Raw genomic sequence first — 26,445 nt, 5'->3', positions numbered from 1 at the left:
CCGCCCCTGCCCACCCATTTGACTTGCGGAAATGCCGGATTTTTCGATCAACTCTAGATCGTTGTGTGGCAACGTGACCGTGCAATCCCGGCGGTGCTCCACGTCGAACCCCAGCTGACCTGCGAAAATGGTGGAGCTGACCGCCCGCTTTCCGGGCGGGAGGTCGTGAAGATCCTTTTCCGTGGTGGCCGGCCGTCGGGTATCTCGGCGCCGTTTGCGCTGGTACGAGGCCACGGGAGCGATCCGGGAGCCGGGATATTCGTTCGCCAACGTCCGCGGATGTTGCCACCCGGAATGGCCTCTGTATGGCAGCGGAGCTTCGCCGGTCCGGCCGGCAGTGCCACTGACCTGCGATGATGAGCAAGATCGAGGACGGTGACCGTCCGTTTTTGCGGCGGCCGGTCCGCGCGGCGCTCTCCCCGTGGCGGCGCCTGCGATGGTCCACGTAGGCGCCGGACTCGAGGGCCCGACGAACCGATCAATGGTAACTACTCGCTCACCGTCCCTTTCCGCCGATCAAGTGCGCAGATCATGCCTGTCGTCCCTTGGGACTTGTGGTCCCGAGTATTGGGGGAAGAGCCAGGTTCGGGTAGGGGCGAGGCGTCGAGCCGTCCGCGGGGCGGAACATCGGGGGTGGCTACGTTGCGATCAGTGAGTAGACCGAGCCGTCAGGCATGGCGGAGCGGACCTCGCGTGTATCTCTTTGGCCGGGGGGCCGGGACTCGCGCTCACGTGGCGACCGCCGGCGCTCCTACCAGGTGATTGGCATCTCGGCCGGACCTAACGCCTGGATCGAGTGGTACTTGTACGTCAGCTCCGCCTCGGGCACCGTCAGCGCGAGCGCGGAAGCCCGCTCGAAGAGCGTCGTGTAGACGATCTCCAGCCGGTCGAACACCGCTGACTACCACGAACCCGGCCGAACTCGCCGCAGAGCTCCGCGACGACGGCGGCGGCTTCTTTGATCTCGTCGCGCTGACAACACCGGACGGCCCGGACGACCCCGACGACCCGATCTACCTGGACTGATCACCCACCGTAGCCGCATGGAGAGCGTAGCTCGGCGAACTCCGGCAGCTCGCGGAGCTGGTCGAGCAGTTCCATGGTCGCGGTGACGTCGACGGGGTGGAACACCGGGACCTGCGGGACCTGCGGGACCTGCGCACTGGCCACCATCGTCCGGGCGGTCGCGGCCCGCACGCCCCGGCCGGCGGTGGGTGAGAGGGACGTGGGCGGTGAGCTCGATCAGAGCGACGTGGATGGTAGATTCTAACGAGCGCACGATTTATCATGGCGAGCGGAGGGTGATGGAGATGCTCGCGGTCCAGGTGGAGGCGCCGGGTGGGATCACGTCCCTGGTCGTGCGGTCCGTCGAGGACCTGACGCCGCGGCCGGACGAGGTGAAGATCGAGTTGATCGCGTCGTCCATCAACCCCGCCGACGTCAAGATCCGCACCGGCGCTGTCGTGCCACTGCGGGGGGCCTATCCCTTCACCCTGGGATACGACCTCGCCGGGACGGTCGTCGAAACGGGTGCGGAGGTGACTGACCTGGCCCCAGGCACACAGGTACTCGCCATGTCGGCCGTGGCGCTCACGGGGGTAGGCGCGTGGTCCGAGCGCGTCTGTCTGCCTCGGACGTCCGTGGCGCGCCTGCCCGCGCACATGGATCCGCTCTCGCTGGCCCGACTCCCTCTCGCCGGTCTCACCGCCTACCAGGCGGTCCAGCGAGCGAAGCCGGGGCCGGGGACGGCCGTCCTCGTCTGCGGGGCGGCCGGCTCCGTCGGTCGTCTCGCCGTCGAGCTGCTGCTTGACCGGGGTGCGCGGGTCCACGGACTGGTTCGCCGCCCGGAACAGGCAGATCAGTTGCCGACCCATGAGCTGTTCACCCCACACGTCGGCCAGCCGCCGACCCGTTCGGTCGACGTGGTCATCGACGCGGCCGGAGCCGACTTCTCCCCGGCTCTCGTCGACGGCGGCCTCTACATCTGCCTTGTCCCCGACCGTGCGCCCGCGCGTGACGTGCTCGCGCGACGGTCGCAGCGCCGCACCGTCCTCATCACCGAGGAGTCCGGCGCCGATCTTGAGGAGTTGGTCGAGCTCTTGGGCGCGGCCGTCCTCACCCTCGAGACGACGAGCATCTTCCCCATGAAGAACATTCACGCCGCGCACAGGGAGTTCGAGCAGGATGGTCAACGAAACGTCGTCCTCATCCGTGAGGACTGGTGACAGCATGCTTCTCGAGAACGCGTTCGAGCATATCGAGATTGAAATCAGTGGCGCCATTACCACCGTCTGGCTCGCGCGTCCACCGGTAAACTCGGTCTCGCAGGCCATGTATCGTGAGATCGAGGCGTTTTTCTCGTCGCACGACACCTACGCCCCCAGCACGAAGGTCATCGTGCTTGCCGGCCGGGGTCGTCACTTCTGCGCGGGTAATGATCTGCACGAGTTCGGAACGCTGACCCCGGAGAACTCCGACGAAAGAATGGCCGAGGTCCGCGCCGCTTTCTTTGCCATCCAGGACTGCCCGGTCGCCGTGGTCGGCGCGGTACAGGGCGCGGCGGTGGGCACCGGCCTCGCGATCGCCGCCTCGTGCGACTTCGTGGTTGCCGCCGACAATGCGCGGTTCTGCACTCCGGAGATCGGCGTCGGAATCATGGGGGGCGCCCGTCACCTCGCCCGCCTGGTGCCCGAGCCGATTCTGCGCTGGATGTATCTGACCGGAGAGCCGATCGATGTGCGCCGGCTCGAGGCGTTGGGTGCCGTCCTCGCGGTGACCACACCGGACGCGGTGGTCGCTCGGGCTCGAGAGCACGCAGGCCGCGTCGTCCGGCACAGCTTGGCCGCGATCCGGATGGCCAAGCGCAGCTTGAACGCCATCGAGCTCCTGGATCTTCAGCCCGGCTACACCTTTGAACAGGGCCTCACCCGGGAGCTTTCGGGTCATCCTGATTCGGTGGAGGCGCGCCTGGCCACGCTCGAACAACGGATCCCGAACTACTCTGCGTGATGTTGTTGCCCCGGTCGGCTGAGATCAGCGCGTACGCGGGGCGACCCACAGGCCTTCCGCCTCGGCGACCAGCCTGTCGCCGTGGCACAGTTCGCCGCGGATGAAGCGCTTGCGGCCATCCACGGCCTCGATCCAGACCCGGCAGCGGAGCTCGACATCCAACGGAGCCAAGCTCCGGTAGTCGATTCGGAGGAAGGCGGTGCGGGCTACGCCGCCGGTCACGGATCCGTTGGCGACCATTCCGAGCGCGTCGTCGAAGAAGAGGCTGAGCGCACCGCCGTGAACGGATGCGGTGCCGCCGAACCGAGGGCTGAACTGAACGCGTCCGACCAGCTGCCCAGTATCCCCGGCGTCGATGGCGAATGCCGGGACGAGACCGCGCTCCGCGGGGTTGAACCGAGGGTTTCCGGGCGCATGCGCGGGTGCTTCCACGTCCTCAGGCAGAGTTGGCAGCGATCGCAGGGCATCCTCCACCTGCGTCAGGGCTCTCTCGCATTTTCTCAGCGTGTCGGCGTCGGGCTCGATCACCGCAAGTCGATCGAGTATGCGAACCGCGGCGTCGACGGCGTTTCGGTAGGTCCTGCGCTCGAGCGCGGTCGGGACGCTTGCGACCATGGCATGAATCCTTTCCATCACAAAGAACGGTTGGTGGGCTGAACGACATGTGCTGATCTATTGACGCGACATCTGGACGTGGCCTACGGTACCTAACGAGCGCTCGATCGAATCTAGCCCGGAGGGATGTCCGATGAGCCATACCGGGGCACGACTCTTCGACGAGTTCACCTTGCGCGAGGTCACCCTGCGCAACCGCACGGTCCTCTCTCCGATGTGTCAGTACTCCGCCACCGACGGGCTCGCGAACGACTACCACCTGGTCCACCTGGGGCGGTTCGCGCTGGGTGGATTCGGTCTCGTCATGGCCGAGGCCACCGCGGTAACCGCTGATGGGCGGCTGACCTACGGTGACCTCGGACTATGGAGCGACGACCAGATCGACCCGTTGCGCCGGATCGCCGACTGTGTGCGCGGGGCGGGCGCGCGCTTCGGGATCCAGCTCGCCCACGCCGGCCCGAAGGCGGCTACGCTCCCGCCCTGGGCGTCGGAGCCGGACCGGCCGGCGTCGGGCCGGTGGGAGATTCGGTCGGTTACGGACGCGCCGTACCTCGAGGGGTGGCAGCGCCCCGTGGCGCTGCGGTCCGAGGAGCTCGCGGCGCAGCTCGATCTCTGGCGCTCCGCCGCCGAGCGTGCGCACCGGGTCGGTGCGGACGCCATCGAGCTGCATATGGCCCACGGGTATCTCTTGCACTCCTTCCTCTCGCCACTGAGCAACACGCGTGAAGACAACTACGGCGGCTCCCTCGAGGGTCGGATGCGGTTCCCTCTTCAGGTCGTCGACGCCGTGCGGGCCGCCTGGCCGGACGGCAAGCCGTTGCTGGTCCGCGTCGCAGCCGTCGACAACGGCACCGACGGCATCGACATCGAGCAGACCGTCGAGTTCGCCCGGCGCCTGAGGGCACTCGGGGTTGACGCGGTCGACTGCTCCTCGGGAGGCTACGGAGGCAGTTACACCCACGGGATCCGACCCGGCTACCAGGTCGGTTGGGCCGGCGAGATACGGGCCCGCGCCGGCGTGCCGACGGTCGCGGTGGGTCTGGTGACCGAACCAGCGCAGGCGGACGCCATCGTGCGGGACGGGCACGCCGACCTCGTCGCACTCGGCCGTGAGGCGCTCGCGAATCCCAGCTGGCCGGTGCACGCGCGCGAACAGCTCGGCCAGTACGATTTCGCCGATCGCTTCGACCTCCTGCCGATCCAGAGCAGATCCTGGCTGGCCAAGCGGCAACGGCAGTTGGACCGTCTCGCGCGTGGTGAGCGGCTGGCGGGTGGGCGGTGATGAGTAGTCCGGAGGAGTCGGTCGACCGGCTGGAGGAGCTCTGGGTGCGGGCGAAGTGCGTCGAACTCGGCGCCCGTTACTGTCACGGCGTCGACCGGGCTGACCAGGAGACGTTCCTGTCGATTTGGCACAGCCGAGGCGAGTACGTCATCGGCCGGCGATCCGGGCGCTTCTCCGGTCACACCGAGCTCGCCACCGCTCTGGACTTCGTGCGCGCGGCGTACGCCTCGACGCACCACTGGACCACGAACCAGGTGGTGACCCGGTCGGGCCCCGACTCGGCGACCGGGGTCAGCGACTCCTTTGCGATCTGCGTCGACCATGACGACCGGCCGAGCCTCGTGGCGGCCACGTACGATGACGAATACCGGCTCGTCGACGGTGAATGGAAGATTCTTCGTCGTATCGTGCGCAGGTGGCTGGTCACGGATGGAATCGAGGTGGCCGTCCGGCACCCGGCATCGCAAGGGATGGGGAGGAAGGCAGACCCGTGAGAATCGCAGGGTCCAACCGTGACGAGACCTGGAAGCGGGTGCGTGCCGCTGGTGTGAGTCTGCTGTACCGCCACGGCTTTGAAGCTATGAACACGCGACAGCTCGCTGAGGCGGCCGGTCTCAAGCCGGGGTCGCTGTACTACTACTTCTCCAGCAAGGAAGATTTTCTGCACCGTCTCCTGGTCGACCTGCTCGACGAGATCCTCCTGGACCTCGAGCAGAACCTCGAAGGCCTGACGGAGCCCGTCTCTCGACTCGAGGCCTACGTTCGCACCCTCGTCCGGTGGCACGTCGTCCGACGTGAGGAGACATTCATCGCGAGCATCGAGGTCCGGTCGCTCACGCATGATCGACAGGAGTCTTACCTGCAACGGCGGGATCGGTTCGATCTGATCCTCGCCGAGATCCTTCAGGACGGCGCTGCTGCCGGGATCTTCGATCTCACCCACCCTCGGATCACGCGGAACGCCATCCTGTCCTCGCTGACCGCGATTTCCAGCTGGTATGACCCTGCCGGCCCCTTCGGGCTCGAAGTGCTGACCATGGACTTCCTTGAACTGACGCGCCGCATGGTCGGCCTGAAATGAGCTGGCTGACGCGCCGCCGACGGTGTGCGGCGTAGCCCCGGCGCGCATCTCGAGGTCGAAGCACCGGCGTTACCGACACATTCGTCGTCCTGACCACCCGGTAGTTGTCCGGGCTGGTCTCTGATCGCGCGCCAGGGCGGTCGCGGAGACGCACCGGCCGCTTCCAACACCAGCCACCTGGTCAGCGCGATCACCTTCGGTACCTCAACAGCCGCGGGCGCCGCTCGGGCGCGGGCGGCTGGAGCGCGTCCCCGCGCTGGCCCCAGCGCCGGATCGGCCGCACCGGCGTCCGCCGTCCCCGTTGACCACGCGTGGCGAGTGACAGTAGTGTAATGAATCAAGCGTCCGCTCGAATAGTGAGACCGACCACAGGCGCCGCACGATCAAGGAGACGGCGATGGAGCGCAAGCAGCTCAAGGGAACCCGGCTGGCCGCGGGGATGCGTTTGTTCGATCCGGCCGAGGTCCAGCGTTTCCGGGCTGAGGGACAGTGGCGTCATCGGACCTTCCTGGACGACTTTCTCGATCACGCCGACAGCACTCCGGACAAGGCCGCCGTCGTCTCCTACGCCAAGGGCCGCCTGCTGCCGGAGACCGTGACCTATGGCCAGCTGCGTGCCTATGTCGACCGGTTCGCCGCGGCGTTACTTGACATCGGCACCGGCCCGGGGAAGGTGGTGTCGATCCAGGTCGCGAACGGCTGGGAAGGCCCGGCACTGGCGCTCGCCACCATGCGCGTCGGTGCGGTTCCCAACCCGATCCCGATCATCTATCGGGAGCACGAGGTGCGGCACATGCTCGAGGAGGCGGGGAGCGCGGTGTATGTCGCGCCCCAGCACTTCCGCGGATACGACTTCGCGGAGATGGGGGCTCGTCTCCACCGCGAGATCGCGTCGCTGGAGCACGTGTACTTCATCAACGCCGACGATGCCGTCAGCAGCGAACTGCACTTCACGCGCCAGTTTATTGAGCCTCGGCGGGAGTTAGATCCGGCTCTCGGCGCGACACTCGATTCGCTGCGTCCGGGAGCCGACGACCTCGCGATGCTGGTATTCACCTCCGGCACGACAGGCAAGCCCAAGGCGGCCCTGCACACCTTCAACACCGCATGGTCCGGCTATCGCAACGTCATTGTGAACGCCCTGGATCTGAAGTCCGACGACATTGCGTTCATGGCATCGACCCTGGGGCATCTGACCGGATTCATCCACGGCATGCTCGTCCCCCTCTCCCTGGGGCAGAAGGTCGTCTACCAGGACCAGTGGGACGTCGACCAGATGCTGGACCTGCTGGAGACCGAAGGGCTCACCTGGACGCTCTCGGCCACCACCTTCGCACTCGACATGGTCGACGCGCAGAAGCACCGCCCCCGGCCGCTCGCCAGTAAACTTCGGGCCTTCGCCTGCGGCGGTGCCTCGATCCCGCCCGGCGTCGCGGTCGACATGGACCAGATCTTCTCGACGAGCCTGGTCCCCCTGTGGGGGTGCTCCGAGACCGGGATCGCCAGCATCCACCATCTCGGTGCCGCGCTGGACGTGCTCGACGCGAGCGACGGCTACCCGGTGCCCTGGCAGGAGACCCGGGTGGTGGACGACGACCTGGCGCCGGTTCCCGCGGGGACGATCGGCAATCTGCAGGTACGCGGGCCCGGGGTGTTCGCCGGCTATTTCGGCCGGGAGGATCTCACCCTGGATGCGTTCACCGCGGATGGGTGGTACGACACCGGAGACCTCGGCAAGGTCCTTCCGGACGGCGCGATCCGGATCGCGGGGAGAAGCAAGGACATCATCATTCGAGGTGGCCAGAACATCTCCGCGGTCGAGATCGAGAGTGCGCTCTACAAGCACCCGGAGGTCCAGGAGGTCGCGGTCGTCGCCTATCCCGACGAGCGGCTCGGCGAGCGGGTCTGCGCCATGGTCGTTCCGCGCCCGTCCGGCTCCTCGCTCACACTGGAGAACGTCGCCCGCTTCCTCGACGCGGCCGGCATGGCGAAGCCGTTCTGGCCGCAGCGTCTGGTCCTGGTGGACCAGCTCCCTCGCACGCCCTCAGGAAAGGTCCAGAAGTTCGTGCTGCGCAGGGAACTCGCCGACGTACTGCGCGAGGAGCAGGCATGACCGCCCGCTCGCTGCCAGGCGCCCGCCGGTGGGCGGACGGATGAGTGCGAACCAGGGCCCGCCGGTCTACATCTCCGGATCGGCTCAGGAGATCGTCGGCCGCGGCCGGCCGGCCCCGGCGTACCTGAATCTGCTCGCCGCGGCCGCCGCCGATGCCGTCGCCGACGCGGGCCTCGACCGAGCGGCCATCGATGGTCTGGTGCTCTCCTCCTCGATCCCGCAGCCGTTCGAACGTAATCCCGCCGAGGTCGCCGAGTATCTGGGCCTCGGGGCCGCCTATACGGCGATGGCCCCCTACGGCGGTCGGCCGGCCACCGACGTCCTGCACCTCGCCCGTTCGGCCGTTCGCGCCGGACTCGCCACCAACGTGCTCGTGCTGTCGGCCGACACCTTCGCCACCACGCTCGGCCTCGAGGGGGCGATCGACCTCTATATGAAGAGTTTCGACGCCAGCTACGAGCGACCGTTCGGTCCGCTGATCCCGACGGCTTTCGCGCTCATGGCCGCCCGGCACGTCCACGACTACGGCACCAGCATGGAGCAGCTCGCCCGGGTCGCGGTCAGCATCCGCAAGCACGGCCTGCTCAACCCACACACCGAGGTGTCGGGCGAGCTGACCGTGCGATCCGTCGTCGACGACGTCCTGGTGTCGACGCCGCTGACGCGGTCGATGCTCGCCCTGATCTCCACCGGTGGGGCGCAGGGCTTCGTCGTGACCCGCGAGCGGGTCGACCGCCGCTCGGTGGCGCTGCTGGGGTACGGCGAGGCGAGTGCGTTCATGAGCCTGTCCCAGGCGCCGAGTCTGGTCCACTTCGCGCACATCCGCCGGGCCGCGGACCTCGCCCTGCGACAGGCGGACGCGGAGCTGACGGACGTTGACTTCGTGCAGTTCTACGATCCGGCCACGATCGTGCCCCTGATCCTGCTGGAGTCGATCGGATTCTGCGGTCCGGGCGAGGGCGGCGCCTTCGTCGAGGACGGTGCCATCGAGATCGGTGGCCGCCTGCCGATGAACACCCACGGCGGCACGCTGGCCTTCCGCCATCCCGGCATGGGCGCCGCCCTCGACTCGGTCGTCGAGGCGGTCACCCAGCTTCGCGGTGAGGCGGGGCCGAGGCAGGTGCGGGACGCCGGGCTCGGGCTCGTGCACGGACAGGGGAGCTGGCTGGCGAACAATGGTTTCCTGATCCTGGGGAGTTCGTGATGAACGACGGCGCCGACGCGGTGGGGGCCGACGCGGTGCGGAAGGTCGACCCGTCCGGCGACGTGGAGGCCACCTTCTGGGACGGCTGCTCGCGCCGGGAGTTCTGGCTCCAGCACTGCACGGCCTGCGACGCCTGGCAGTTCTACCCGCGTAGCCTCTGCTCGCACTGCTGGGCTCCCACCTCGGAGCTCGAGTGGCGTCGGCCGGCTGGCGGCGCGGTCCTCGAGTCCTTCAGCGTGGTGCACCGCGGCAGCGGCCCGTTCGCCGACTACGCACCGTACGTCGTGGCCCTGGTCCGCTTCGACGAGGGGCCGATCATGATGTCCAACGTCGTGGGTGACGTCGAGGGCCTGGCCATCGGGGACCGCCTGGAGCTGGACTTCGCCGAGCGGGCCGGCCGTGTCGTCCCGGTCTTCACCCGGGCGGGCAAGCTGTCATGAGTGAGAGCGTGCTCATCACCGGGGCCAGCGCTGGCCTGGGCGCCGGCATGGCGCGGATCTTCGCCGCGCGCGGTGCTGACCTCGCGATCACGGCTCGCCGCCTCGACCGGCTGAACGAGCTCCGTACCGCCGTCGTGACGGAGCACCCGGGCCGGACCGTCGCGACCTACGCCCTGGACGTCAACGACCACGACGCCGTCTTCGAGGCGTTCGAAGCCGCGGCGCAGCACCTCGGGCACCTGGACCGGATCATCGTCAACGCCGGGCTGGGGAAGGGCTCGGCGGTCGGGGCGGGGCACTTGCGCGGCAACCGCGACACCGCTCTGACCAACTTCGTAGGCGGCATCGCCCAGTGCGAGGCCGCCATGCGCATCCTGTACCGGCAGGGCCGCGGCCAGCTCGTGGTGATCTCCTCGGTGGTGGCCGCCCGAGGCATGCCCGGACCGATGAACGTGTACGCCGCCTCGAAGGTGGCACTCACCCACCTCGCCGAGGGCATCCGCGGGGATGTCCGGGCCAAGGGGCTTCCCATCACGGTCTCGACGATCCGGCCGGGCTACATCGACTCGGAGATGCAGAGCAGGTCCGGGCGACGCCACCCGCTGCTGATGGACGCGGACGTCGGCTGCACGGCGATGGTCGACGCCATCCAGCGAGAGGTCCGTGACGCCTGCGTGCCGCGCTGGCCCTGGACGGCGTTCGCCGCCGGCCTGAAGGTCCTGCCCATGTCCGTCGTCCGTCGGATGGTCTGACCCGGCGCCCTCTCTGTGCGGAAAGAGGCTCCTGATGAGCTACCAGCATGTCCGGTTCGAGCGGGTCGGCGCCACGCGTGTCGTCACCATCGACAACCCGCCGGTGAACGCCCTCCATCCCGACGTCGCGGCGGACATCGAGCGAGCGGCGCGCGAGGTCGAGGAGGACACCACGGCCCGGTCGATGATTCTGACCGGGGCGGGACGGTGTTTCGTTGCCGGTGGCGACATCCGGTACTTCACCGAGATCGACCGCCGGGGCGCGGCCGACATGGCACTGCGGGTGCAGCGCATGCAGAACGCCCTGTTCGATCTTCGGGTCCCGGTGATCGCGGCGGTCAACGGGCACGCCCTCGGGGGCGGTCTGGAGCTCCTGCTGTCCTGTGACTTCGCCATTGCCGACGAGCAGGCGAAGATCGGTGTCACCGAGGTGCAACTCGGCCTGATCCCCGGCGCGGGTGGAACGCAGATGCTGTTTTCGGCCCTTCCCGTCGGCACGGCGAAGCGGCTGCTGTTCACCGGCGACCGGTTGACGGCCACCGAGGCTGCGCGGATCGGCCTCGTCGACCAGGTGTGCGACGCAGGGAAGGCCGTCGAGGCCGCGCTCGACGTCGCCGCCCGGATCAACTCCGCGGGGCCGTTGGCCGTCGAAGCGGCGAAGCGGTCGGCCAACTACCGCCTGCGGCACTCGCTCGACGAGGGACATCGACGCGAGGTTGAGATCTTTGCCGCTCTGTTCGAGACCGCCGACCACCGTGAGGGCATCGCCGCCTTCCTCGAGCGCCGCGCTCCCGCGTACGAGCGACGGTGAGGACTGTGGACGGGGACGTCGCCGTCGTCACGGGGGGCGGTGGAGGTCTCGGCGCTGCGGTGTCCCGGCGCCTGGCCGACGACGGCTGGAGCGTGGTGGTCGTCGACATCGTCCCGGAGGGTGCGCGGGCGGTGGCGGAGTCCATCACCTCGGTCGGCGGCCGGGCCGTCGTGGCGGTCGCTGACATCAGCGACCCGGCGCGGGTCGACGAGCTCAGGGACGAGGCTGCGGCGGCGTTCGGCCGACCGGTGGCCGCGCTCGTGAACCTGGCCGGTGCGGTGCGTAACTCGGTCCTGTCCAAGCTGTCCGACGCCGACTTCGAGCTCGTGCTGCGGACGCACCTGTTCGCGACGATGCACACGGTGCGTGCCTTCGGGCCCGGGATGAAGGCCGCGGGCTTCGGCCGGATCGTGAACACGAGCTCGGTGGCGGCGCGTGGGGTCGTCGCCGGGATCAGCTACAGCTCGGCCAAGGGCGGGATCGAAGGCCTGACCCGGTCGGCCGCGGTCGAGCTGGCCCGCCACGGGGTCACGGTCAACTGCATCGAGCCCGGCGTGATCGCCACCGGAATGTTCCTCGGCACGCCGGCGGAGTTCCAGGCGGCCCAGGTGGCCCAGATCCCGGTGGGCCGGGCGGGCCACCCCGAGGAGATCGCGGCGGCCGTCTCCTTCCTGGTCTCGCCCGAGTCGGCCTACATCACGGGGCAGACCCTGACGGTCTGCGGCGGGCTTTCGGTCGGCGCCCTGCGCTGAGCTGGTGCACGGCTCTTGACCCCGGGACCTGCTTTCCCCACAATATCGAACGGGCGCTTGATTTTATTTCAGGGAGATGCGAGATGCGACTTGCCGTCGTACACATCAACGCCGAGCGTGGATCCGAGCCGTACACCGAGATGGTCACCGAGGTCTTCAACCGCGTGAAGCGTCCGGAGACCGAGATCGTTCACCGCTGGGCCAGGCTCAGGCGCGCCTCCGACACCGTCTTCGGCTACCCGTACCTGCTGAACGCCGTCGACGTGATCCACAACATCCTGGATGCCGGTCGCAGCGGGGTCGACGGCGCGATGGTCGCGTGCAGCGGGGACCCGGGCATCACCGAGGCGCGCACCCTGGTCGACATCCCGGTCGTCGGCCCCTGGGAGGCGACGCTCCATCTCGCGAGCTCCTACGCCTACCGGTTCGGCGTGGTGACGGTCGAGGACCGCGCCTGGGCGGAGACCTGTCACAGCCTGATCGCCCGCAACGGTCTGCTTGACCGGTGCGTCGGCGTCGAACGGATCGAGACGCCGTCGGCGAAGGCGTTCACCGAAGGCTTCGGCAATCCGGACTTCGTGGTGGAGGACATTCGCCGCCAGGCCGGGAAGCTCGTCGACCGGGGCGCCGGTGCCATCGTCATCGGCTCGGCCGGTCTGAGCACGATGGCGGCGGCCGCGGGTCTGCACAGCATCGACGGCGGAATCCCGGTCTTCGAGACCCTCAGCGTCGGGCTCAAGACACTCGAGCTGCGCGTCGAGCTGACCCAGAAGGGCGGCCTTCCCCCGACCAGTCGCACGGGCTACACCCAGCGGCTCGCCGAGGCCGACACCGATCGCGTCCGGGCCCTGTTCGGGCTCTGAGCGCGGGTTCAACCAGAGGAGAAGAAGATGGTGAACGCTTCCGTTGCCCACTCGCTGCTGACCGAGGAGGAGCGCGAGTTCCAGACGGTGGTGCGCCGATTCATGGACACGCACGTCCGGCCGATCGTGCCCGACATGGAACGCGCGGGACGGCCGCCGGCCGAGCTGCTCAAGCTGATGGGGGACCAGGGGCTGCTCGGCTGCTTCGCTCCGGAGGAGTACGGCGGTGGCGGCGGAAGCCTGATGACCCGGGCCATCGTGGCCGAGGAGACGGCGCGGGTGGATGCCGGCCTCGATGCCACGCTCTTCGTGAACATGAGCCTGATCGCGCGCCACCTGATCAAACGAGGCACCGAGGGACAGAAGCGCAAGTACCTCGTGCCGCTCATCGCGGGAACGTCGTCGGCGTCCATCTGCCTGACCGAGCCGCACGGCGGTTCGGACGCGCTCAGTCCCAGGACGACAGCCCGGCTCGACGGGGACGAGTGGGTCATCGACGGCTCCAAGACCTTCATCACCAACGCTCCGATCGCGGACGTCTTCCTGGTGTTCGCCCGGACCAGCGGCGAGAACCGCCGAGCCCGGGGTGGCACCGCGTTCTTTGTCGAGAAGGACACCCCTGGCCTGTCGGTGGGCCAGCCCTTCGACAAGCTTTCGCTGCGGAGTTCGCCGACCGCCGAGGTCTTTCTGGACAACGTGCGGGTCTCGCGGGACCAGGTACTCGGCGAGGTCGACATGGGCTTCTACTACATGCTCGAGGGCCTCGACCTGGAGCGGGTGTTCGAGGGGGCGTCCAACACCGGCATAGCCCAGGCCTGCCTGGAGCTGGCGGTGGAGTACTCCGGCCAGCGGACGGTGTTCGGCGAACAGCTCTCGTCCTACCAGCTGACCCAGGACAAGATCGCCCGGATCGCGACCGGTGTGGAGATGTCCCGCGTGATGTTCTATCACCTCATCCGCGAGCTGGAACGGGGCGAGGAGCTCACCAGATCCTCGGCGATCCTCAAGCTCTACAGCTCGCAGGTGGCGGTCGAGGCTTCGCGGGAGGTGGTCCAGATCCTCGGCGGCTACGGCCTGATGGAGGAGTACCCCGCCGCGCGGCTCTACCGCGACGCCAAGCACCACGAGATCGGCGCGGGCACCAGCGAGATCATGAAGGTGATCATCGCCCGCGAGACCTACAAGGCCGCTGGCGCGGGACGATGAGCATCGAAACCAACCGCTACCTCACCGAGGACGCGCTCGAGCTCCGTTCCGTCGTGCGCCGGTTCGTGTCCGAGAAGATGTCGCGTTCCGACGCCGCGGGGTGGGACAAGGCGGCGCATTTCCCGCGCCCCGTCCTCGACGAGTTGGCCGAGCTGGGCGTGATGGGCCTGGCCATCCCGGAGGAGCACGGCGGTGTCGGTCGCGACATCCACGCGACGCTGATGGTGATCGAGGAGCTGTCGAAGCGGAGCATGGCCGTGGCCATCCCGTACATCATGGCCGCCTGCTACGCCGGGATGACGGTCGTCGACTGCGCCTCGAAGGAACAGAAGGCGCAGTGGCTGCCGGAGATCGCGGCCGGGCGCATGCTGTTCGCCTACGGCTGGACGGAGCCGGATGTCGGGGCCGACCTGGCGAGCGTGAGAACCACGGTGCGGCGCGACGGTGACGAGCTGGTCATCAACGGTGCCAAACGCTTCTGCACCGGCGCCGGCCTCAGCGACTACATCTACACGCTGGCCAACTCCGACCCCGGCGGAGCGAGGTACCGCAACCTGAGCCTGGTCCTCGTCCCGCCCGACGCCGAGGGCGTGACCATCACGCCGATCGACGCGATGGGCATCAAGGGCAGCCAGACGACCGATGTCGTCTTCGACGACGTGCGAGTGCCGGCCGACCTGCTGATGGGGGGTGAGGACGGGTGGAACCGCGGTTGGTCGATGATCACTGGGACCGGTCTCGACGTCGAGAAGCTCGAGGTCGCGGCCATGGCGCTGGGCCTGGGGATCGCCGCGTACGAGGACGCGCTGGCCTACGCCGAGCAACGCGAGCAGTTTGGCGTGCCGATCCTGAAGCACCAGTCGGTCGCGCACACCTTGGCGGACATGCGGGTCCAGCTCTACGCGTCGCGCCTGGTTCTCGACGATGCGGCCGAGTTGGCCGACCGGAACGACGTCTGTGGCGTGCAGACGTCCATGGCGAAGCTCTTCGTCACCGAGACCTGCCGGCAGGTCGTGCTCGACGCCCAGACGATCCTCGGCGCGTACGGGTATGTCGCCGACTTCGATGTGGAGCGCTACGTCCGCGATGCCCTCCTGATGCCGATCATCGGTGGCTCGTCGGCGATCCAGCGCAACAACATCCACAACTGGTCGCGTCGGCGCTGATGGCCGTCCGTCCATGACCGGACCCTGGAGGAACATCGTGCATAGGGCGGGTGCGGCTGACCTGGCACCTCGAATACCGATCTACCGGTCGCACGCTCGAATCCTTGTTGACCAACTTCCCGCATCGCTCTAGTCTCGAGCGCTCTCACCAGATTCAGCGGCGTCAGGTCGGAGCTGTCATGACATGTTCTCCCGTTCCCGCCGACCTCACCCGCTTCGTGGGCCGGGAGCAGGAGTGCGTCCAGATCGCGGAGCTCCTGTCCTGCTCGCGGCTGATGACCCTGACCGGACCCGGCGGGGTGGGAAAGACCCGATTAGCCAAAGAGGTGCTGCGCCGGCAGGCGGGCGACCTGGTGGACTCCGTCGTCTTCGTCGAGCTCGCCGAGGTCGCCCACGGCGACCAGGTCGCGGCGGCGATCGCCGCGGCGCTGGGCCTGGCGCTGGACAGCGGCGGCGAATCGCTGCCGAGCCTGGGCCGGGCCCTCCAGGAGCGCGACATCCTGCTGGTACTCGACAACTGCGAGCACCTCCTCGCCGCGTGCGGGCGGCTGATGGGCGCCCTGCTGCCCACAGCGCCCGGGGTCAGGGTTCTCGCGACGAGTCGTGAGCCACTCGGCATCTTCGGCGAGCGCACCTGGCGGGTTCCCCCGCTGAGCCTGCCGGCGCCGTCGTCGAACTCCGCTGCCGACAGCGATGCCGTGAAGCTCTTCCTGGACCGGGCGCTGTCGGTCGCACCGGACTTCGTGGTCACCGCCGACCGGCTCCGGATGGTGGGTGAGCTCTGCCGCCGCCTCGACGGCATCCCTCTCGCCATCGAGCTGGCCGCGGTCCGCACGCGCTCCTTCGATCTTCCGCAGATGCTGTCGGATGACGTGCCGATCTTCCGCGTGCTCGACCGGGGGAACGAGGCTGGCCCACTCCGCCACCACACCCTGCGCAAGGCGATCGAGTGGAGCCACGATCTCTGCACGCCCCAGGAGCAGGCCTTGTGGAGCCGGCTGGCGATCTTCAGCGGGTCCTTCAGCCTCGCCGCCGCCCGGGAGGTGTGTGCCGGTGACGGCCTGACCGGGGACGAGATTGTTCCACTGATCGGGAATCTGGTGGAGAAGTCGGTCGTAACCTGCAACGTGATCGAGGCCGCCCCACGCTACCGGCTTCTGGAAAGCCTGCGCGTCTTCGGGCTCGAGCGTTGTGAACAGGTGGAGACGTGGCGTCGTCGGCACCGCGACCACTACCTCGGTCTGGCGCTGGAAAGTACGCACACCTCGACCGGGGACGAGCAGCTCGTCACGGTCCGGCGGCTTCAGGGTGAGCTTCCCAACATCCGCTCCGCCGTCGGCTACTCCCTCTCGCGGAGCTCGGAGCGGCTGATCGGCCTCGAGATGACGGGTGCGCTCTGGTTTTACTGGAATGCCTGTGGCCACCTGCGTGACGGCTGTCGTTGGTTACAACGCGCGCTCGCGGAGAATCCCGAGTCGACGCCGGCGCGCGCAAAGGCCCTATGGGTGCTCGGGTGGTACGAGATGGTCCAGGGAGACAAGGCCAACGCTCGGCTTCACCTGGAGGCGGCCCGGGACATGGGTCGGGCGATCGGTGACGCCTCGGCGGCCGCGACCGCCATGCAGTTCCTCGGCACGCTCGAAGAGCTGGGCGGGAACTCCGAGGGCGCCCTGCTGCTGCTCGAGGACGCCCAGCGCCGCCACCGGAAGGCCGGAGAGGACGGGGCGCTGAGTATCCTCTGCGGCGCCCAGCTCGCAATGCTCCACACTCTCGCCGGCCGGATCGATGAAGGGCGGCGACAGTGCGACGTGGCGGTGGCCCAGGCGGAAGCCCACGACGAGCGGTGGGCGGCCTCCTGGGCGCACTGGAACCGCGGACTGGTCCACCACTTCGCCGGAGAGCCGGCACGTTCCGTCGAGTCACTGCGTATTGCCCTCACCGCCAAGGCATCCCTGCGTGACTGGCTGGGCGCTTCAGCCTGCGTCGAGGTCATGGTGTGGGACGCGGTCGACCTGGGACGGCTGGAGTACGCCGCCCGGCTGCTCGGGATTGGTCGCATGCTGTGCCGGGCCATGGGCGGGCGGCAGCCCCTGTTCGGATCAGCGTTCTTGACGGCGCGACGGGCGGAGTACGTGGAAGGCATCCGTCATGCGACGGGAGTCGAGAACTTTGAGCGTGAGTTCGCCGCGGGGCTCGCCCTGGACATCGAGGAAGCCATCGACTTCGTCCTGGACATGTCGTCGGTCCGGGCCAGCCTCACCGTCCCGCCGGACCGCTCGCACGGCGACGCGCTGACCGCTCGCGAGCGGGAGATCAGCCGCTTGATTTACCAGGGGCTGAGCAACGCCGACATCGCCGGGTCGCTCACCATTTCGCGCCGCACCGTCGAGGGCCACGTGAACCGAATCCTGGCCAAGCTGAACTTCCGCTCCCGATCCCAGGTCGCCGTGTGGATGGCACGCCGAGAGCCGGTCGAGTCCGGGCGTTAGAAGCCTGCGACCGTTCACCACCTCGAGTCGACGGGATTGCGGCGGAATACCCGGCGAGGGACGGGATCCCGCGCGTCACCGCGCGGAATACCCGTCGATCCCCGCCTCACCCCGCCTCACCCCGGCGAGATGTCCACCGGCGGTCTAGTGCTCGTGCGCGATGATGCCGCGGATGTTCCTGTGCGCCATCAGGTCGTCGTAGCCGTCGTTGACCTGCTCCAAGGTGTAGATGCTCGTGATGAGCTCATCCAGCTTGACGTGGCCGGTGCGGTAGAGGGAAAGCAGCTTCGGAATGTCGTACAGGGGGTTGCACCCGCCGTAGAGGGAGCCCTGTATCCGCTTGCCCCAGAGTGCCAGCTGAACCCCGGAGAGCTTGATCGTCTCGTCCTCGTACTGACCCATCGACGTGATGACGATGGTTCCGCCCTTGGAAGTCGCCTCGGTGGCCTGCGATACGACCTCGGCGGTCAGCTCGTCGACCGTGATGATGGTGCTGTCGGCGCCGACCCCGCGCGTGAGCTGCGTGACCAGCTCGAGTGCCTCATCCGCCGTGGCGGCGGTGTGCGTCGCCCCGAAGCGCTTCGCGCTCTCCCGTCTGTCCGGCGCGGGATCGACGGCGATCAGGTGCTGCGCGCCGGCGTAGGCCGCACCCTGGACCGCGTTGGTGCCGATGCCGCCGATGCCGTAGATGACCACGGTGTCACCGGGCCGGACCTCGGCCGAGTTGACCGCGGAACCCCAGCCGGTGGGCACCCCGCAGCCGACGAGGGCCGCCTTGTCCAGTGGGAGGTCGTCGTCGATCTTGACGATCGAGTTCTGGTGCACGGTCGCGTACTGACTGAAGGTGCCCAGCGTCATCATCGAGCCGTACTCGCCGCTCTTGCCCCTGAAGGGGAAGCGGCCACCCGGGAGAAAGCCTTCCAGGCCGTTCGCGCCGAGGTCGCACAGTCGGGAGTTGCCGGTCGCACACCAGCGGCACCGGCCGCACACAGGGTAGAACGAAGCGACGAAGTGGTCGCCGGGATGGAAACCGGTGACGTTGGACCCGGCCTCGAGGATCTCGCCGGCTCCCTCATGGCCGAAGACCATCGGGGCCCGGAAGGGGAGGTGGCCCTTCACCATGTGGAGATCGGAATGGCAGAGGCCGGAGTAGTCGTAGCGGACGAGCACCTCCTCGGCCCCCGGCTTGACGATCTCGAGCTCCTCGATCTCGAACGGCTTGCCCGCCTCGTAGAGGACTGCGGCCTTGGTCTTCACGTCAGTGGTCCCTCTCCTGCTTCAGGTGGATGGCTACGCGTGTCGACGCATCAGTCGCCCCACGCGGGGGCGGGGGTGGACAGTGCGAGGCCGTAGGCCCGCTTCTGAATGTCCGGCTCCATGCTGATCTGGATGGACTTGGCCTCCGTGTAGGCGTCGAGGGCGTTCACGCCGAGTTCGCGACCCACCCCGCTCTGCTTGAACCCACCGAACGGGTAGTTCTCGTTGGCCATGTGGAAATCGTTGATCCAGACTGACCCGGCCTCCAGCCGTCGGGCCACGTCCAGTGCGGCGTCCACGTTGCTGCTCCAGACGCCGGCGGCCAGGCCGAAGTCGCTGTCGTTGGCGATCTCGATGGCCTCGTCCACCGTGTCGTAACGCAGGACGCACAGGACGGGGCCGAAGATCTCCTCCCGAGCGACCCTCATGTCGTTCGTGACGTCGGTGAGGACGGTCGGCTCGACCCAGTACCCCTTGTCGGTGCCCGCGGGCACGCGCCCGCCGCACGCGACGGTGGCCCCCTCCACTCGGGCCAGCTCGACGTACCTGAGGACCCGGTCCCGCTGCGCCGCGCTGATCAGCGGGCCGAGGTTGGAGGTGGGGTCCAGCGGGTCGCCGATCCTGACTGTGGCCAGCCGCTCGACCAGCCGCGCGACGAACCGGTCGTGGACCGAACTCGGCAGCAGCAGGCGGGTCCCGGACTCGCAGGCCTGTCCGGCGTGCATGAGGAAGCCCCAGATCGCGCCGTCGACCGCCATCTGCATGTCGGCGTCTGCCAGCACGATGTTCGGGCCCTTGCCGCCCAGCTCGAGCGTGACTCGCTTGAGGTTGCTCCGGCCCGCGGCCTCGGCCACCTTCCGGCCGACCTCGGACGAGCCGGTGAAGCCGATCTTGTTGACATCGGGATGGGCGGCGAGGTGGGCGCCGACGACCTCGCCGTCCCCGGTGACGACGTTGAACACGCCGTCCGGCAGACCGGCGGCCTGCAGCTCCCGCGCCAGTTCGAGGGCGCCGATCGGGGTCTTCTCGTCGGTCTTGAGGACCACGGAGTTGCCCGCCGCGAGGGCGGGGCCGATCTTCCAGACCGCGAGGGCCAGCGGGAAGTTCCAGGGCACGATCGCCGCGCAGACGCCGATCGGCTCCCTGCGGATGACGCCCCCGTGCGCGATGCCGCCGACGACCGGCCCGGGAGCCTCGAACTGGTACCGGCGGGCCAGCTCGGCGAAGTACCGGAGATTGGACACCGGCGTGATCGCATTCAGGCCCATGGAGAGGTACAGCGGCGCGCCGCCCTCGCGCGTCGCCGTCGCCGCCAGCTCCTCGGAACGAGCCTCGAGAGCGTCGGCCACGGCTTCCAGAACCGCCGCGCGGCGCACCGGCGGAAGACTGCGCCAGACGCCTTGCTCGAACGCACGGCGGGCCGCCGCGACGGCGGCGTCCGCCTGGTCAATGCCACCTTTGGCCGCCGTGGCGACCGTCTCCTCCGTTGCGGGATTGACGATGACGTACTGTTCCGAGGTGTCGACCCATTGTCCGTCGATGAACAGCCGATAATGTGGGACCGAGACCTCGCTGGACGCGAGAGCGGGGCTTTCGATGGTGGAAGTCATAGCCTGTCCTTGCCGAGAGGGGCCCTTGCCGAGAGGAAGGACGGTTGCTCGCGAGGGAGCCGTCAGCTGGCGGGAGTGAACTCCACGATGAGAGATTCGGGACCGCGGGTGAACAGGCCCGCGTCGGTGGGTTCGATGCCGTCCGCGAAGCGGATGTCCGGCATCGCGGCGAGGATCTGGTTGATGGCCGTTTCGGCCTCGCGCTTGGCCAGCAGGGAGCCGACGCAGAAGTGGCGGCCGAGTGCGAAGGCGATGTGGTCGGCCGAACCGGCGAAGGCCTGCCTGATGTTGATGTCCGCGCGGAAGATGTTGTATGTGTCAGGGTCATCGAACCGACGCTCGTCCCGATTGGCCGCGCCGTTGACACAGCCGACGACGCTCCCCACCGGGATCACGGTTCCCGCCACCTCGACGTCGTCGGTCGTCGTGCGGAGGATGATCTGCACGGGTGGGTGGTAGCGAAGCGTCTCCACCAGCGCGCGGGTCGCGAGGGAGGGGTCCTGGCGGACGGCCTCAAGCTGCTCAGGGTGCATGATCAGATATTTGAGCGTGCTCGCGATCGACTTGTCGGTGGTCTCGCCACCCGCGATCAGCAGCAGGCCGATCAGGGCCTTGATCTGCTCGTCGGAGAACTGCTCGTCGTTGATTTCGGCCTGGGTGAGGCGCGAGATCAGGTCGGTACCGGGATTCCGCCGACGCTCGGCGATGATCGGCAGAATGTAGGCCGGATACTCCTGCTGGGTGCGCATTCCCCAGGCGTGGATCTCCGGGTCGTTCGTGAGATTCGCGAGGAACGCCATCAGCGAGGAGTACCACTCGTGAAAATTCGGCAGATCTTCACGGGGCAGGTCGAGCATCTTGACGATCACGTTGATCGGGAACCATTTGGTGAAATCCTCCGCCAGGTCGACGCGACCGGCGGTCCGGAACTTGTCGATCATCTCGGTCGCCAGTTCGTCGACCTGGGGGAGCAGCTCCTCAAGGTAGTTGCCGCGCAGGGCCGGCGTGATGAGCTGCCGGTTGATGGCGTGTTCGCGTCCACCCATCTGGATGACGGTCTTGCCAATGACGGGCTCCATCTGGAACGCGTAGTTCTCGTTCGAGAAGCCGACCGAGTCCTTGTAGATCCGGGCCACGTCCTCGTACCGACTGACGAAGTAGTAGCCGCTGACCTCGTGGTGCAGCACCGGATAGAAGTCGCGCATGATCTTGTAATAGGTGTGCGGGTCGCGAGCGAACTCTGCGGAGAGGACGTCGGGCTTCTCCGGGACGGTGGTGGGGGTGGTGGTCACCGTTCTCCCAACTCTCGGTAGTCGGCTGGCGGAGCCGGTCGATGTGACGAGCGTCTCCCTCTGGACGCCCGTCGTCTTGCGCGAAAACACCTGATCTGACACCTGACCCGGCACCTACTCGTCGACGGACGTGTGTGAAGAGTCACAGCGTGTGACGAGGTGCGACTGCGCATATCGGCGCAAAGCCGGCTGGAGGTAAGCGCTGGTCAGGCGGGCGGTGTGACAGCGGCTCGCCCCCGAACACGTGAGCAACCGGGTGTTTTCACCTGAGACACACGTCACCAGGCGATGGGACAGTCCTCGACGTCACGAGGGTGCCTCGCACCGGCCTGACCGCCCTCACCGGCCTGACCGCCCTCACCGTTCTGACTCCAGACACCAGACACCAGCGCCGCTGAAGCGGCCGGCGGCTGCCCACATTCACTTTGGGCTATCGGAGGACAGCAGTGCGTACGAGAAAGAGGATCGGCCTTAGCCTGGCGGCGGCGGCCGCAGTGCTTGTGGGCGTCGCCGCGTGTGGCTCGAGCGGTTCGTCGGACACCGCCGGCGCGTCTGGCGCCGCCGAGCCGCAGAGCACGGCCAGCTCGTCGTCGGAGGCGGCAGAGTACCTGGCCAAGGTCGTCGCTGCCCCGTCGGGGATCGGCTACTCGACGCCGATCACCAAGAAGGCTCCTCCCGGGCTGAGAGTGGTCGTCCTGGAGGCCAATGTGCCCATCGCTCGCCGTATCGACGAGGAACGAGCGGCCGCCGCGGAGGCGTTGGGCTGGAAGTATTCAAAGATCGTCATTGGTACTGGTGCGGAGGACGCCGTCAAGGCGATGTCGCAGGCTCTCGATCAGAAGCCGGACTTCATCTTCGAGGCCGGCTACAACATGTCGGCGTTCGGCGACCAGGTGGCCCGCGCGCAGAGCCAAAGCGTGAAGATCATCGCACAGTGCATCACCGACAAGCCGTCCGGCCCGCTCATCGCCGTCGACTGCGACCTGCACTCGACCGACCTGATGGCGAAGGCCACAGCCGCCTATATCGCGGCTCACGGCAACGGCGAGGACGTCATCCAGCTTCTTTCGTCGACGGCGTTCCCCATCGACGACTACTACGGGAAGTCGCTGGCCAACCAGCTCAAGCCGTGGTGCCCCAAGTGCGAGGTCAAGACGGTGTCGTTCCAGCTTTCCGACCTCGGGACGAAGCTGCCCGGCATGGTCGTCAGCGCGCTGCAGCGCGATCCCGACACCACCTACATCGTCTCGTCCTTCGGTGACGCCCTGACCGGGGTCGAGCCGGCGCTGGCGGCGGCTGGGCTGACCGACAAGGTCAAGATCGGCGGCTACCTGCCCGGCGTCGACCAGTACCAGGGACTGCGCGACAAGAAGCAGGTCTTCTGGGCCCAGGATCAGGCGCCGATCGCTGGCTGGCGAGAGATGGACATCGCGGCCCGGGCCGCTGTCGGCGATCCCATCAGCACGGTGACGAACACCGCCCCGGTGTCCCAGGTGCTCACGTCGGACAACATCGGCAGCGCGTCCTTCGACACCTCGGGTTTCTGGCTCGGCGTGCGCGACTTCGCCGACACCTACAAGAAGCTCTGGCTGCTGTCCTAGCAGCCTCGCCCACTGGGTCGCTTACGATTGAGGATTCTGGATGAGTAACTCGTCGTCACCAGCCCTGCGGGTGGTGAACCTTGCGAAGACCTTCGGCGGGGCCCGGGCGTTGAAGGACATCAGCCTGGAGATCGCACCAGGCGAGATCCACGGGCTCGTCGGCGAGAACGGGTCAGGGAAATCCACCTTTGTGAAGATCCTTTCGGGCTACCACAGCCCGGAGCCGGGCGGTGTGATCGAAGTCGGTGGGAACGAGCTTTCCTTCGGTAAACCCGCCGATTCGCACGCCGCCGGGCTCCGGTTCGTGCACCAGGATCTTGGGCTTATCGACGACCTCAACTGCGCCGAGAATCTGGCCCTCGGCCGGGGATTTGACACCGCGTTCGGCCGACGTATCCGGTGGCGCTCCGAGCACGAGGCGGCGCGCAGGGCGCTGGCCGCGCTCGGTTACGAGATCGACGTCCGCCGGCCGATCGGCCGCCTGTCGGTCAGCGAGCGAACCGCCATCGCTGTCGCCCGGGCGGTGTCCGACCACGGCGGGCGGACACACGTCATCGTCCTGGACGAGCCGACCGTCAATCTGCCCAAAGCGGAGATCCAGCGGCTCTTTCGGCTGCTCCGACTCATCCGCGACCGGGGCGTAGCGCTGATATTCATCTCCCATCATCTCGAGGAGATCTTCGAGCTCGCCGACCGTGTGACCGTCCTACGCGACGGCGAGGTAGTCGTGAGCCGTTCGGTGACCGAACTCAACCATGACTCCCTCATCGAGCTGATGCTCGGCCGTGCGCTACGCGCCGTGCGGAGTGACGCGCGGGCTGCCGCCGGCGCACCGGTGCTGACCGCGAGTGGCGTGTGCGGTCAGGTCGTTCAGGACGTCGACCTGACTGTCCACGCCGGCGAGGTGGTCGGCGTGGCGGGCATCACCGGGTCGGGCCGCGACGAGCTGGCTCGGCTCATCGCTGGCAGCGCGCCTTTCACTGGACGCGTCGCCATTGACGGTGAGCCGCTGCGGTCCAATCGCCCGGACCTGTTCATCAGAGCCGGCGTGGTGGGCGTCCCGGCGGAACGTACGGTGAACGCCGCGCTCCCCGACCATTCAGTCCGTGAGAATCTGACGATTTCCCACCTTGCGCCGTACTCCAGTTTTGGATTGCTGCGGCGCTCCGCCGAGCGCACCGACGTGCGCACCCTGCTGGAGAAGTTCGACATCCGCCCCGCGCGTCCGGAGCAGCCGATCGACTCGCTGTCCGGCGGTAACCAGCAAAAGGTCATGATCGCCCGAGCAATGCGGCTGGGACCGAAAGTACTCGTCCTCGACGAACCGACGCAGGGCGTCGATGTCGGAGCGCAGGCAGAACTGCACAGACTCGTCCGCGCGTCCGTCGAGAACGGTCTGGGTGTGCTCGCCTGCAGCTCCAGCAGCGAAGAACTCTCAGAGATCGCCGACCGGGTGCTGATAATGCGCAGCGGCCGCGTCGTCGATGAGCTCACGGCGCCGCTTGTCGCCGACGATATCAGCGCCGCGACTCTCGCTAAGCAGAAGGAGACAACGTGAGCACCACCGACACCGCGGCAACTTCGGAAGCGACGCGAGTAACCGGCCGCGACTCGGCTGGCCCCACGAAGCGCTCAGGCCGGATCATTCCGCGGCTGGGCCTCGATCGGTTCAGCGGCCTGTACGTGCTGGCCGCCTTGATCATCGCCTACGGCATCTGGCTGCCCGACACGTTCCTGACGAGCCAGACGGCGCGCAGCGTCGCGGACGGCCAGGCGATAGCCGCCATCGTCGCCCTCGCGTTGGTGGTGCCGCTCGCCGCCGGAGTCTTCGATCTTTCCGTCGCTGCGACTCTGGGGTTCAGCGTCTGCCTGGTGGCGTGGCTGCAGGGTCATCATGTCAATGCCATTCTTAGCGTGCTGACTGCTGTTGCTGCCGGCATCGTCATTGGTGCTGTCAACAGCCTCGTCATCATTGTACTCCGGGTCAATTCTTTCATCGGGACCCTGGGAATGGGCAGCCTGCTGGCTGCCGGCTCCTACTGGATCACGGATGGCCAGACGCTGATCAAGGGTTTCTCGCCCGATCTACTCAAGGCCGGGCGCGCGCAACCAGCGGGCATTCCGGTGACGGTGTGGTACCTGGTTGGTATCGCCCTGGTCCTGTGGTTTGTCCTCGAGTACACGCCGGTGGGCCGGTATTTCTACGCGGTCGGCGCGAACCCGCAGGCCTCTCGGCTGGCCGGCCTCCGAGTGGACCGCCTGGTGGCCCGCTCGCTGATCCTCGCGGGGTTCCTGTCCGCCCTGGGAGGCGCGATTCTCGCCGCCAAACTGGGGCTCGGCAGTCCCGACGTGGGGCCGCCCTACCTGCTGCCCGCCTTCTCGGCCGCGTTCCTCGGCGCGACGCAGATCAAGTCAGGACGGGTCAATGTTCTCGGCACTCTTGTCGCCGTCTACCTGCTAGGTGTTGGAGTGAAAGGCCTCCAGCTCGCCGGCGCACCGTCGTACGTCGGTGACCTGTTCAACGGGGCTGCGCTCATCATCGCCGTCGCGCTCGCCGCCCGGACGAGCCGGAAGTGATTCGGCCGCTGGACCGACCGCAGCCAGGGAAGGTGCTGCTTGGCCTGTATCTCCAGTACCCGGTGTTCGGTGTCGTGCAATGTCTTCGCCGGTTGAAAACTAACTGCGGGGCGAGGCGGCAGGCAATCTTTCGGCCGGCACGGCTTCAGCCGACCAGAATCAGCTTGACTCCGACCGCATCATAGGTTCCACGCGCGCGTGCATCCCTTGTCGCGAGGGCCAGGCCATGCGCTTTGGCGGCGAGCGCCACCAGCCCGTCATACACGGCGCCCCCGGCGATGCCGAGTTGGCTCAGGGTCGTGTGGATTTTCTGGGCGGGCGGGCG

The 26,445-nt window shown here is 67.8% G+C and carries 25 protein-coding genes and 1 pseudogene; 18 read left to right on the top strand and 8 right to left on the bottom strand.

Translation table 11 applies throughout. The features are described from left to right. From NBZ83_RS13395 to NBZ83_RS13385, 3 genes are all read right to left on the bottom strand, one after another. The coding region (locus NBZ83_RS13395; RefSeq protein WP_261575059.1) for a hypothetical protein at positions 1–234 on the bottom strand (234 nt) is incomplete at its 3' end. 517 nt (positions 235–751) lie between these two features. Next, positions 752–895 carry a hypothetical protein gene (locus NBZ83_RS13390; RefSeq protein WP_261575058.1) on the bottom strand — a complete coding sequence of 48 codons (144 nt, stop codon included), beginning with the start codon at positions 893–895 and terminating at the stop codon, positions 752–754. 131 nt (positions 896–1,026) lie between these two features. Next, positions 1,027–1,197: a hypothetical protein gene (locus NBZ83_RS13385; protein ID WP_261575057.1), complete on the bottom strand. Its 171-nt coding sequence runs from the start codon at positions 1,195–1,197 to the stop codon at positions 1,027–1,029. A gap of 113 nt (positions 1,198–1,310) precedes the next feature. Between NBZ83_RS13385 and NBZ83_RS13380 the strand changes: the two genes are divergently transcribed. Beyond that, entirely contained in the window at positions 1,311–2,225 is a 915-nt protein-coding gene (locus NBZ83_RS13380) for an NADP-dependent oxidoreductase (RefSeq protein ID WP_261575056.1), read from the top strand. A 4-nt stretch (positions 2,226–2,229) separates the two neighbouring features. Next, the gene (locus NBZ83_RS13375; RefSeq protein ID WP_261575055.1) at positions 2,230–3,009 is read left to right on the top strand and encodes an enoyl-CoA hydratase-related protein; all 780 of its coding nucleotides are present in this window, start codon (positions 2,230–2,232) and stop codon (positions 3,007–3,009) included. A 24-nt stretch (positions 3,010–3,033) separates the two neighbouring features. Here the strand turns inward: NBZ83_RS13375 and NBZ83_RS13370 are convergent, their stop codons facing one another. Continuing rightward, positions 3,034–3,624, bottom strand: a complete 591-nt coding sequence (locus tag NBZ83_RS13370; RefSeq protein WP_261575054.1) for a PaaI family thioesterase — start codon at positions 3,622–3,624, stop codon at positions 3,034–3,036. Between the two features lie 133 nt (positions 3,625–3,757). On the opposite strand from NBZ83_RS13370, the gene NBZ83_RS13365 reads away from it, so the two are divergent. From NBZ83_RS13365 to NBZ83_RS13305, 13 genes are all read left to right on the top strand, one after another. Beyond that, positions 3,758–4,906, top strand: a complete 1,149-nt coding sequence (locus NBZ83_RS13365) for an NADH:flavin oxidoreductase/NADH oxidase (protein ID WP_261575053.1) — start codon at positions 3,758–3,760, stop codon at positions 4,904–4,906. Then, the gene (locus tag NBZ83_RS13360; RefSeq protein ID WP_261567245.1) at positions 4,906–5,400 is read left to right on the top strand and encodes a nuclear transport factor 2 family protein; all 495 of its coding nucleotides are present in this window, start codon (positions 4,906–4,908) and stop codon (positions 5,398–5,400) included. Before NBZ83_RS13365 ends, NBZ83_RS13360 begins: the two co-directional genes overlap by 1 nt. A gap of 53 nt (positions 5,401–5,453) precedes the next feature. Next, positions 5,454–5,987 carry a TetR/AcrR family transcriptional regulator gene (locus tag NBZ83_RS13355; RefSeq protein ID WP_157734281.1) on the top strand — a complete coding sequence of 178 codons (534 nt, stop codon included), beginning with the start codon at positions 5,454–5,456 and terminating at the stop codon, positions 5,985–5,987. A 397-nt stretch (positions 5,988–6,384) separates the two neighbouring features. Continuing rightward, complete coding sequence (locus NBZ83_RS13350; protein WP_261575052.1) at positions 6,385–8,100, top strand: AMP-binding protein; 1,716 nt, start codon at positions 6,385–6,387, stop codon at positions 8,098–8,100. A 40-nt stretch (positions 8,101–8,140) separates the two neighbouring features. Next, a complete protein-coding gene (locus NBZ83_RS13345; RefSeq protein WP_011601449.1) occupies positions 8,141–9,304 on the top strand; it encodes a thiolase family protein in 1,164 nt (387 codons plus the stop codon). Next, positions 9,304–9,744 carry a Zn-ribbon domain-containing OB-fold protein gene (locus NBZ83_RS13340; RefSeq protein WP_261575051.1) on the top strand — a complete coding sequence of 147 codons (441 nt, stop codon included), beginning with the start codon at positions 9,304–9,306 and terminating at the stop codon, positions 9,742–9,744. Before NBZ83_RS13345 ends, NBZ83_RS13340 begins: the two co-directional genes overlap by 1 nt. Continuing rightward, complete coding sequence (locus NBZ83_RS13335; RefSeq protein WP_251743498.1) at positions 9,741–10,496, top strand: SDR family oxidoreductase; 756 nt, start codon at positions 9,741–9,743, stop codon at positions 10,494–10,496. The genes NBZ83_RS13340 and NBZ83_RS13335 overlap by 4 nt, the downstream gene beginning before the upstream one ends. 34 nt (positions 10,497–10,530) lie before the next feature. Beyond that, positions 10,531–11,307: an enoyl-CoA hydratase/isomerase family protein gene (locus tag NBZ83_RS13330; protein WP_261567243.1), complete on the top strand. Its 777-nt coding sequence runs from the start codon at positions 10,531–10,533 to the stop codon at positions 11,305–11,307. Continuing rightward, entirely contained in the window at positions 11,304–12,059 is a 756-nt protein-coding gene (locus NBZ83_RS13325) for an SDR family NAD(P)-dependent oxidoreductase (RefSeq protein WP_197537236.1), read from the top strand. The genes NBZ83_RS13330 and NBZ83_RS13325 overlap by 4 nt, the downstream gene beginning before the upstream one ends. A gap of 83 nt (positions 12,060–12,142) precedes the next feature. Further along, on the top strand, positions 12,143–12,922 hold the full coding sequence (locus tag NBZ83_RS13320; protein WP_011601454.1) for an aspartate/glutamate racemase family protein: 780 nt from the start codon (positions 12,143–12,145) through the stop codon (positions 12,920–12,922). A 27-nt stretch (positions 12,923–12,949) separates the two neighbouring features. Next, a complete protein-coding gene (locus NBZ83_RS13315) occupies positions 12,950–14,128 on the top strand; it encodes an acyl-CoA dehydrogenase family protein (protein ID WP_251743502.1) in 1,179 nt (392 codons plus the stop codon). Further along, complete coding sequence (locus tag NBZ83_RS13310; RefSeq protein WP_251743504.1) at positions 14,125–15,294, top strand: acyl-CoA dehydrogenase family protein; 1,170 nt, start codon at positions 14,125–14,127, stop codon at positions 15,292–15,294. Before NBZ83_RS13315 ends, NBZ83_RS13310 begins: the two co-directional genes overlap by 4 nt. Positions 15,295–15,473: 179 nt before the next feature. After that, positions 15,474–17,783, top strand: coding sequence for an ATP-binding protein (locus NBZ83_RS13305; RefSeq protein WP_261575050.1), 2,310 nt, complete (start codon positions 15,474–15,476; stop codon positions 17,781–17,783). A 144-nt stretch (positions 17,784–17,927) separates the two neighbouring features. Here the strand turns inward: NBZ83_RS13305 and NBZ83_RS13300 are convergent, their stop codons facing one another. The 3 genes from NBZ83_RS13300 to NBZ83_RS13290 all read right to left on the bottom strand — a co-directional run bounded on the left by NBZ83_RS13300 (position 17,928) and on the right by NBZ83_RS13290 (position 21,942). Next, positions 17,928–19,040, bottom strand: coding sequence for a Zn-dependent alcohol dehydrogenase (locus tag NBZ83_RS13300; protein ID WP_261567241.1), 1,113 nt, complete (start codon positions 19,038–19,040; stop codon positions 17,928–17,930). A 50-nt stretch (positions 19,041–19,090) separates the two neighbouring features. Next, positions 19,091–20,650, bottom strand: coding sequence for an aldehyde dehydrogenase family protein (locus NBZ83_RS13295; RefSeq protein WP_261575049.1), 1,560 nt, complete (start codon positions 20,648–20,650; stop codon positions 19,091–19,093). 62 nt (positions 20,651–20,712) lie between these two features. Next, on the bottom strand, positions 20,713–21,942 hold the full coding sequence (locus tag NBZ83_RS13290; protein ID WP_261575047.1) for a cytochrome P450: 1,230 nt from the start codon (positions 21,940–21,942) through the stop codon (positions 20,713–20,715). A 446-nt stretch (positions 21,943–22,388) separates the two neighbouring features. Here NBZ83_RS13290 and NBZ83_RS13285 point away from each other — a divergent pair, with 446 nt between their 5' ends. Genes NBZ83_RS13285 through NBZ83_RS13275 form a run of 3 tightly spaced genes read left to right on the top strand, consistent with a single transcriptional unit; the run spans position 22,389 to position 26,120 of the window. Continuing rightward, positions 22,389–23,543 carry a hypothetical protein gene (locus tag NBZ83_RS13285; protein WP_261575046.1) on the top strand — a complete coding sequence of 385 codons (1,155 nt, stop codon included), beginning with the start codon at positions 22,389–22,391 and terminating at the stop codon, positions 23,541–23,543. Positions 23,544–23,583: 40 nt separating this feature from the next. Then, positions 23,584–25,101: a sugar ABC transporter ATP-binding protein gene (locus NBZ83_RS13280; protein ID WP_261575045.1), complete on the top strand. Its 1,518-nt coding sequence runs from the start codon at positions 23,584–23,586 to the stop codon at positions 25,099–25,101. Then, positions 25,098–26,120: an ABC transporter permease gene (locus NBZ83_RS13275; protein ID WP_011601464.1), complete on the top strand. Its 1,023-nt coding sequence runs from the start codon at positions 25,098–25,100 to the stop codon at positions 26,118–26,120. The genes NBZ83_RS13280 and NBZ83_RS13275 overlap by 4 nt, the downstream gene beginning before the upstream one ends. A 145-nt stretch (positions 26,121–26,265) precedes the next feature. Here the strand turns inward: NBZ83_RS13275 and NBZ83_RS13270 are convergent. Next, a pseudogene (locus NBZ83_RS13270) lies at positions 26,266–26,445 on the bottom strand (VapC toxin family PIN domain ribonuclease); the annotation flags it as partial.

Origin of the sequence: Frankia gtarii, assembly GCF_025403375.1 — a bacterium.
In the GTDB taxonomy this organism is placed as follows: Bacteria; Actinomycetota; Actinomycetes; order Frankiales; family Frankiaceae; genus Frankia; species Frankia gtarii.
The sequence above is the reverse complement of the archived record's forward strand: the minus strand, read 5'-3'. Positions and strand labels throughout refer to the sequence as shown.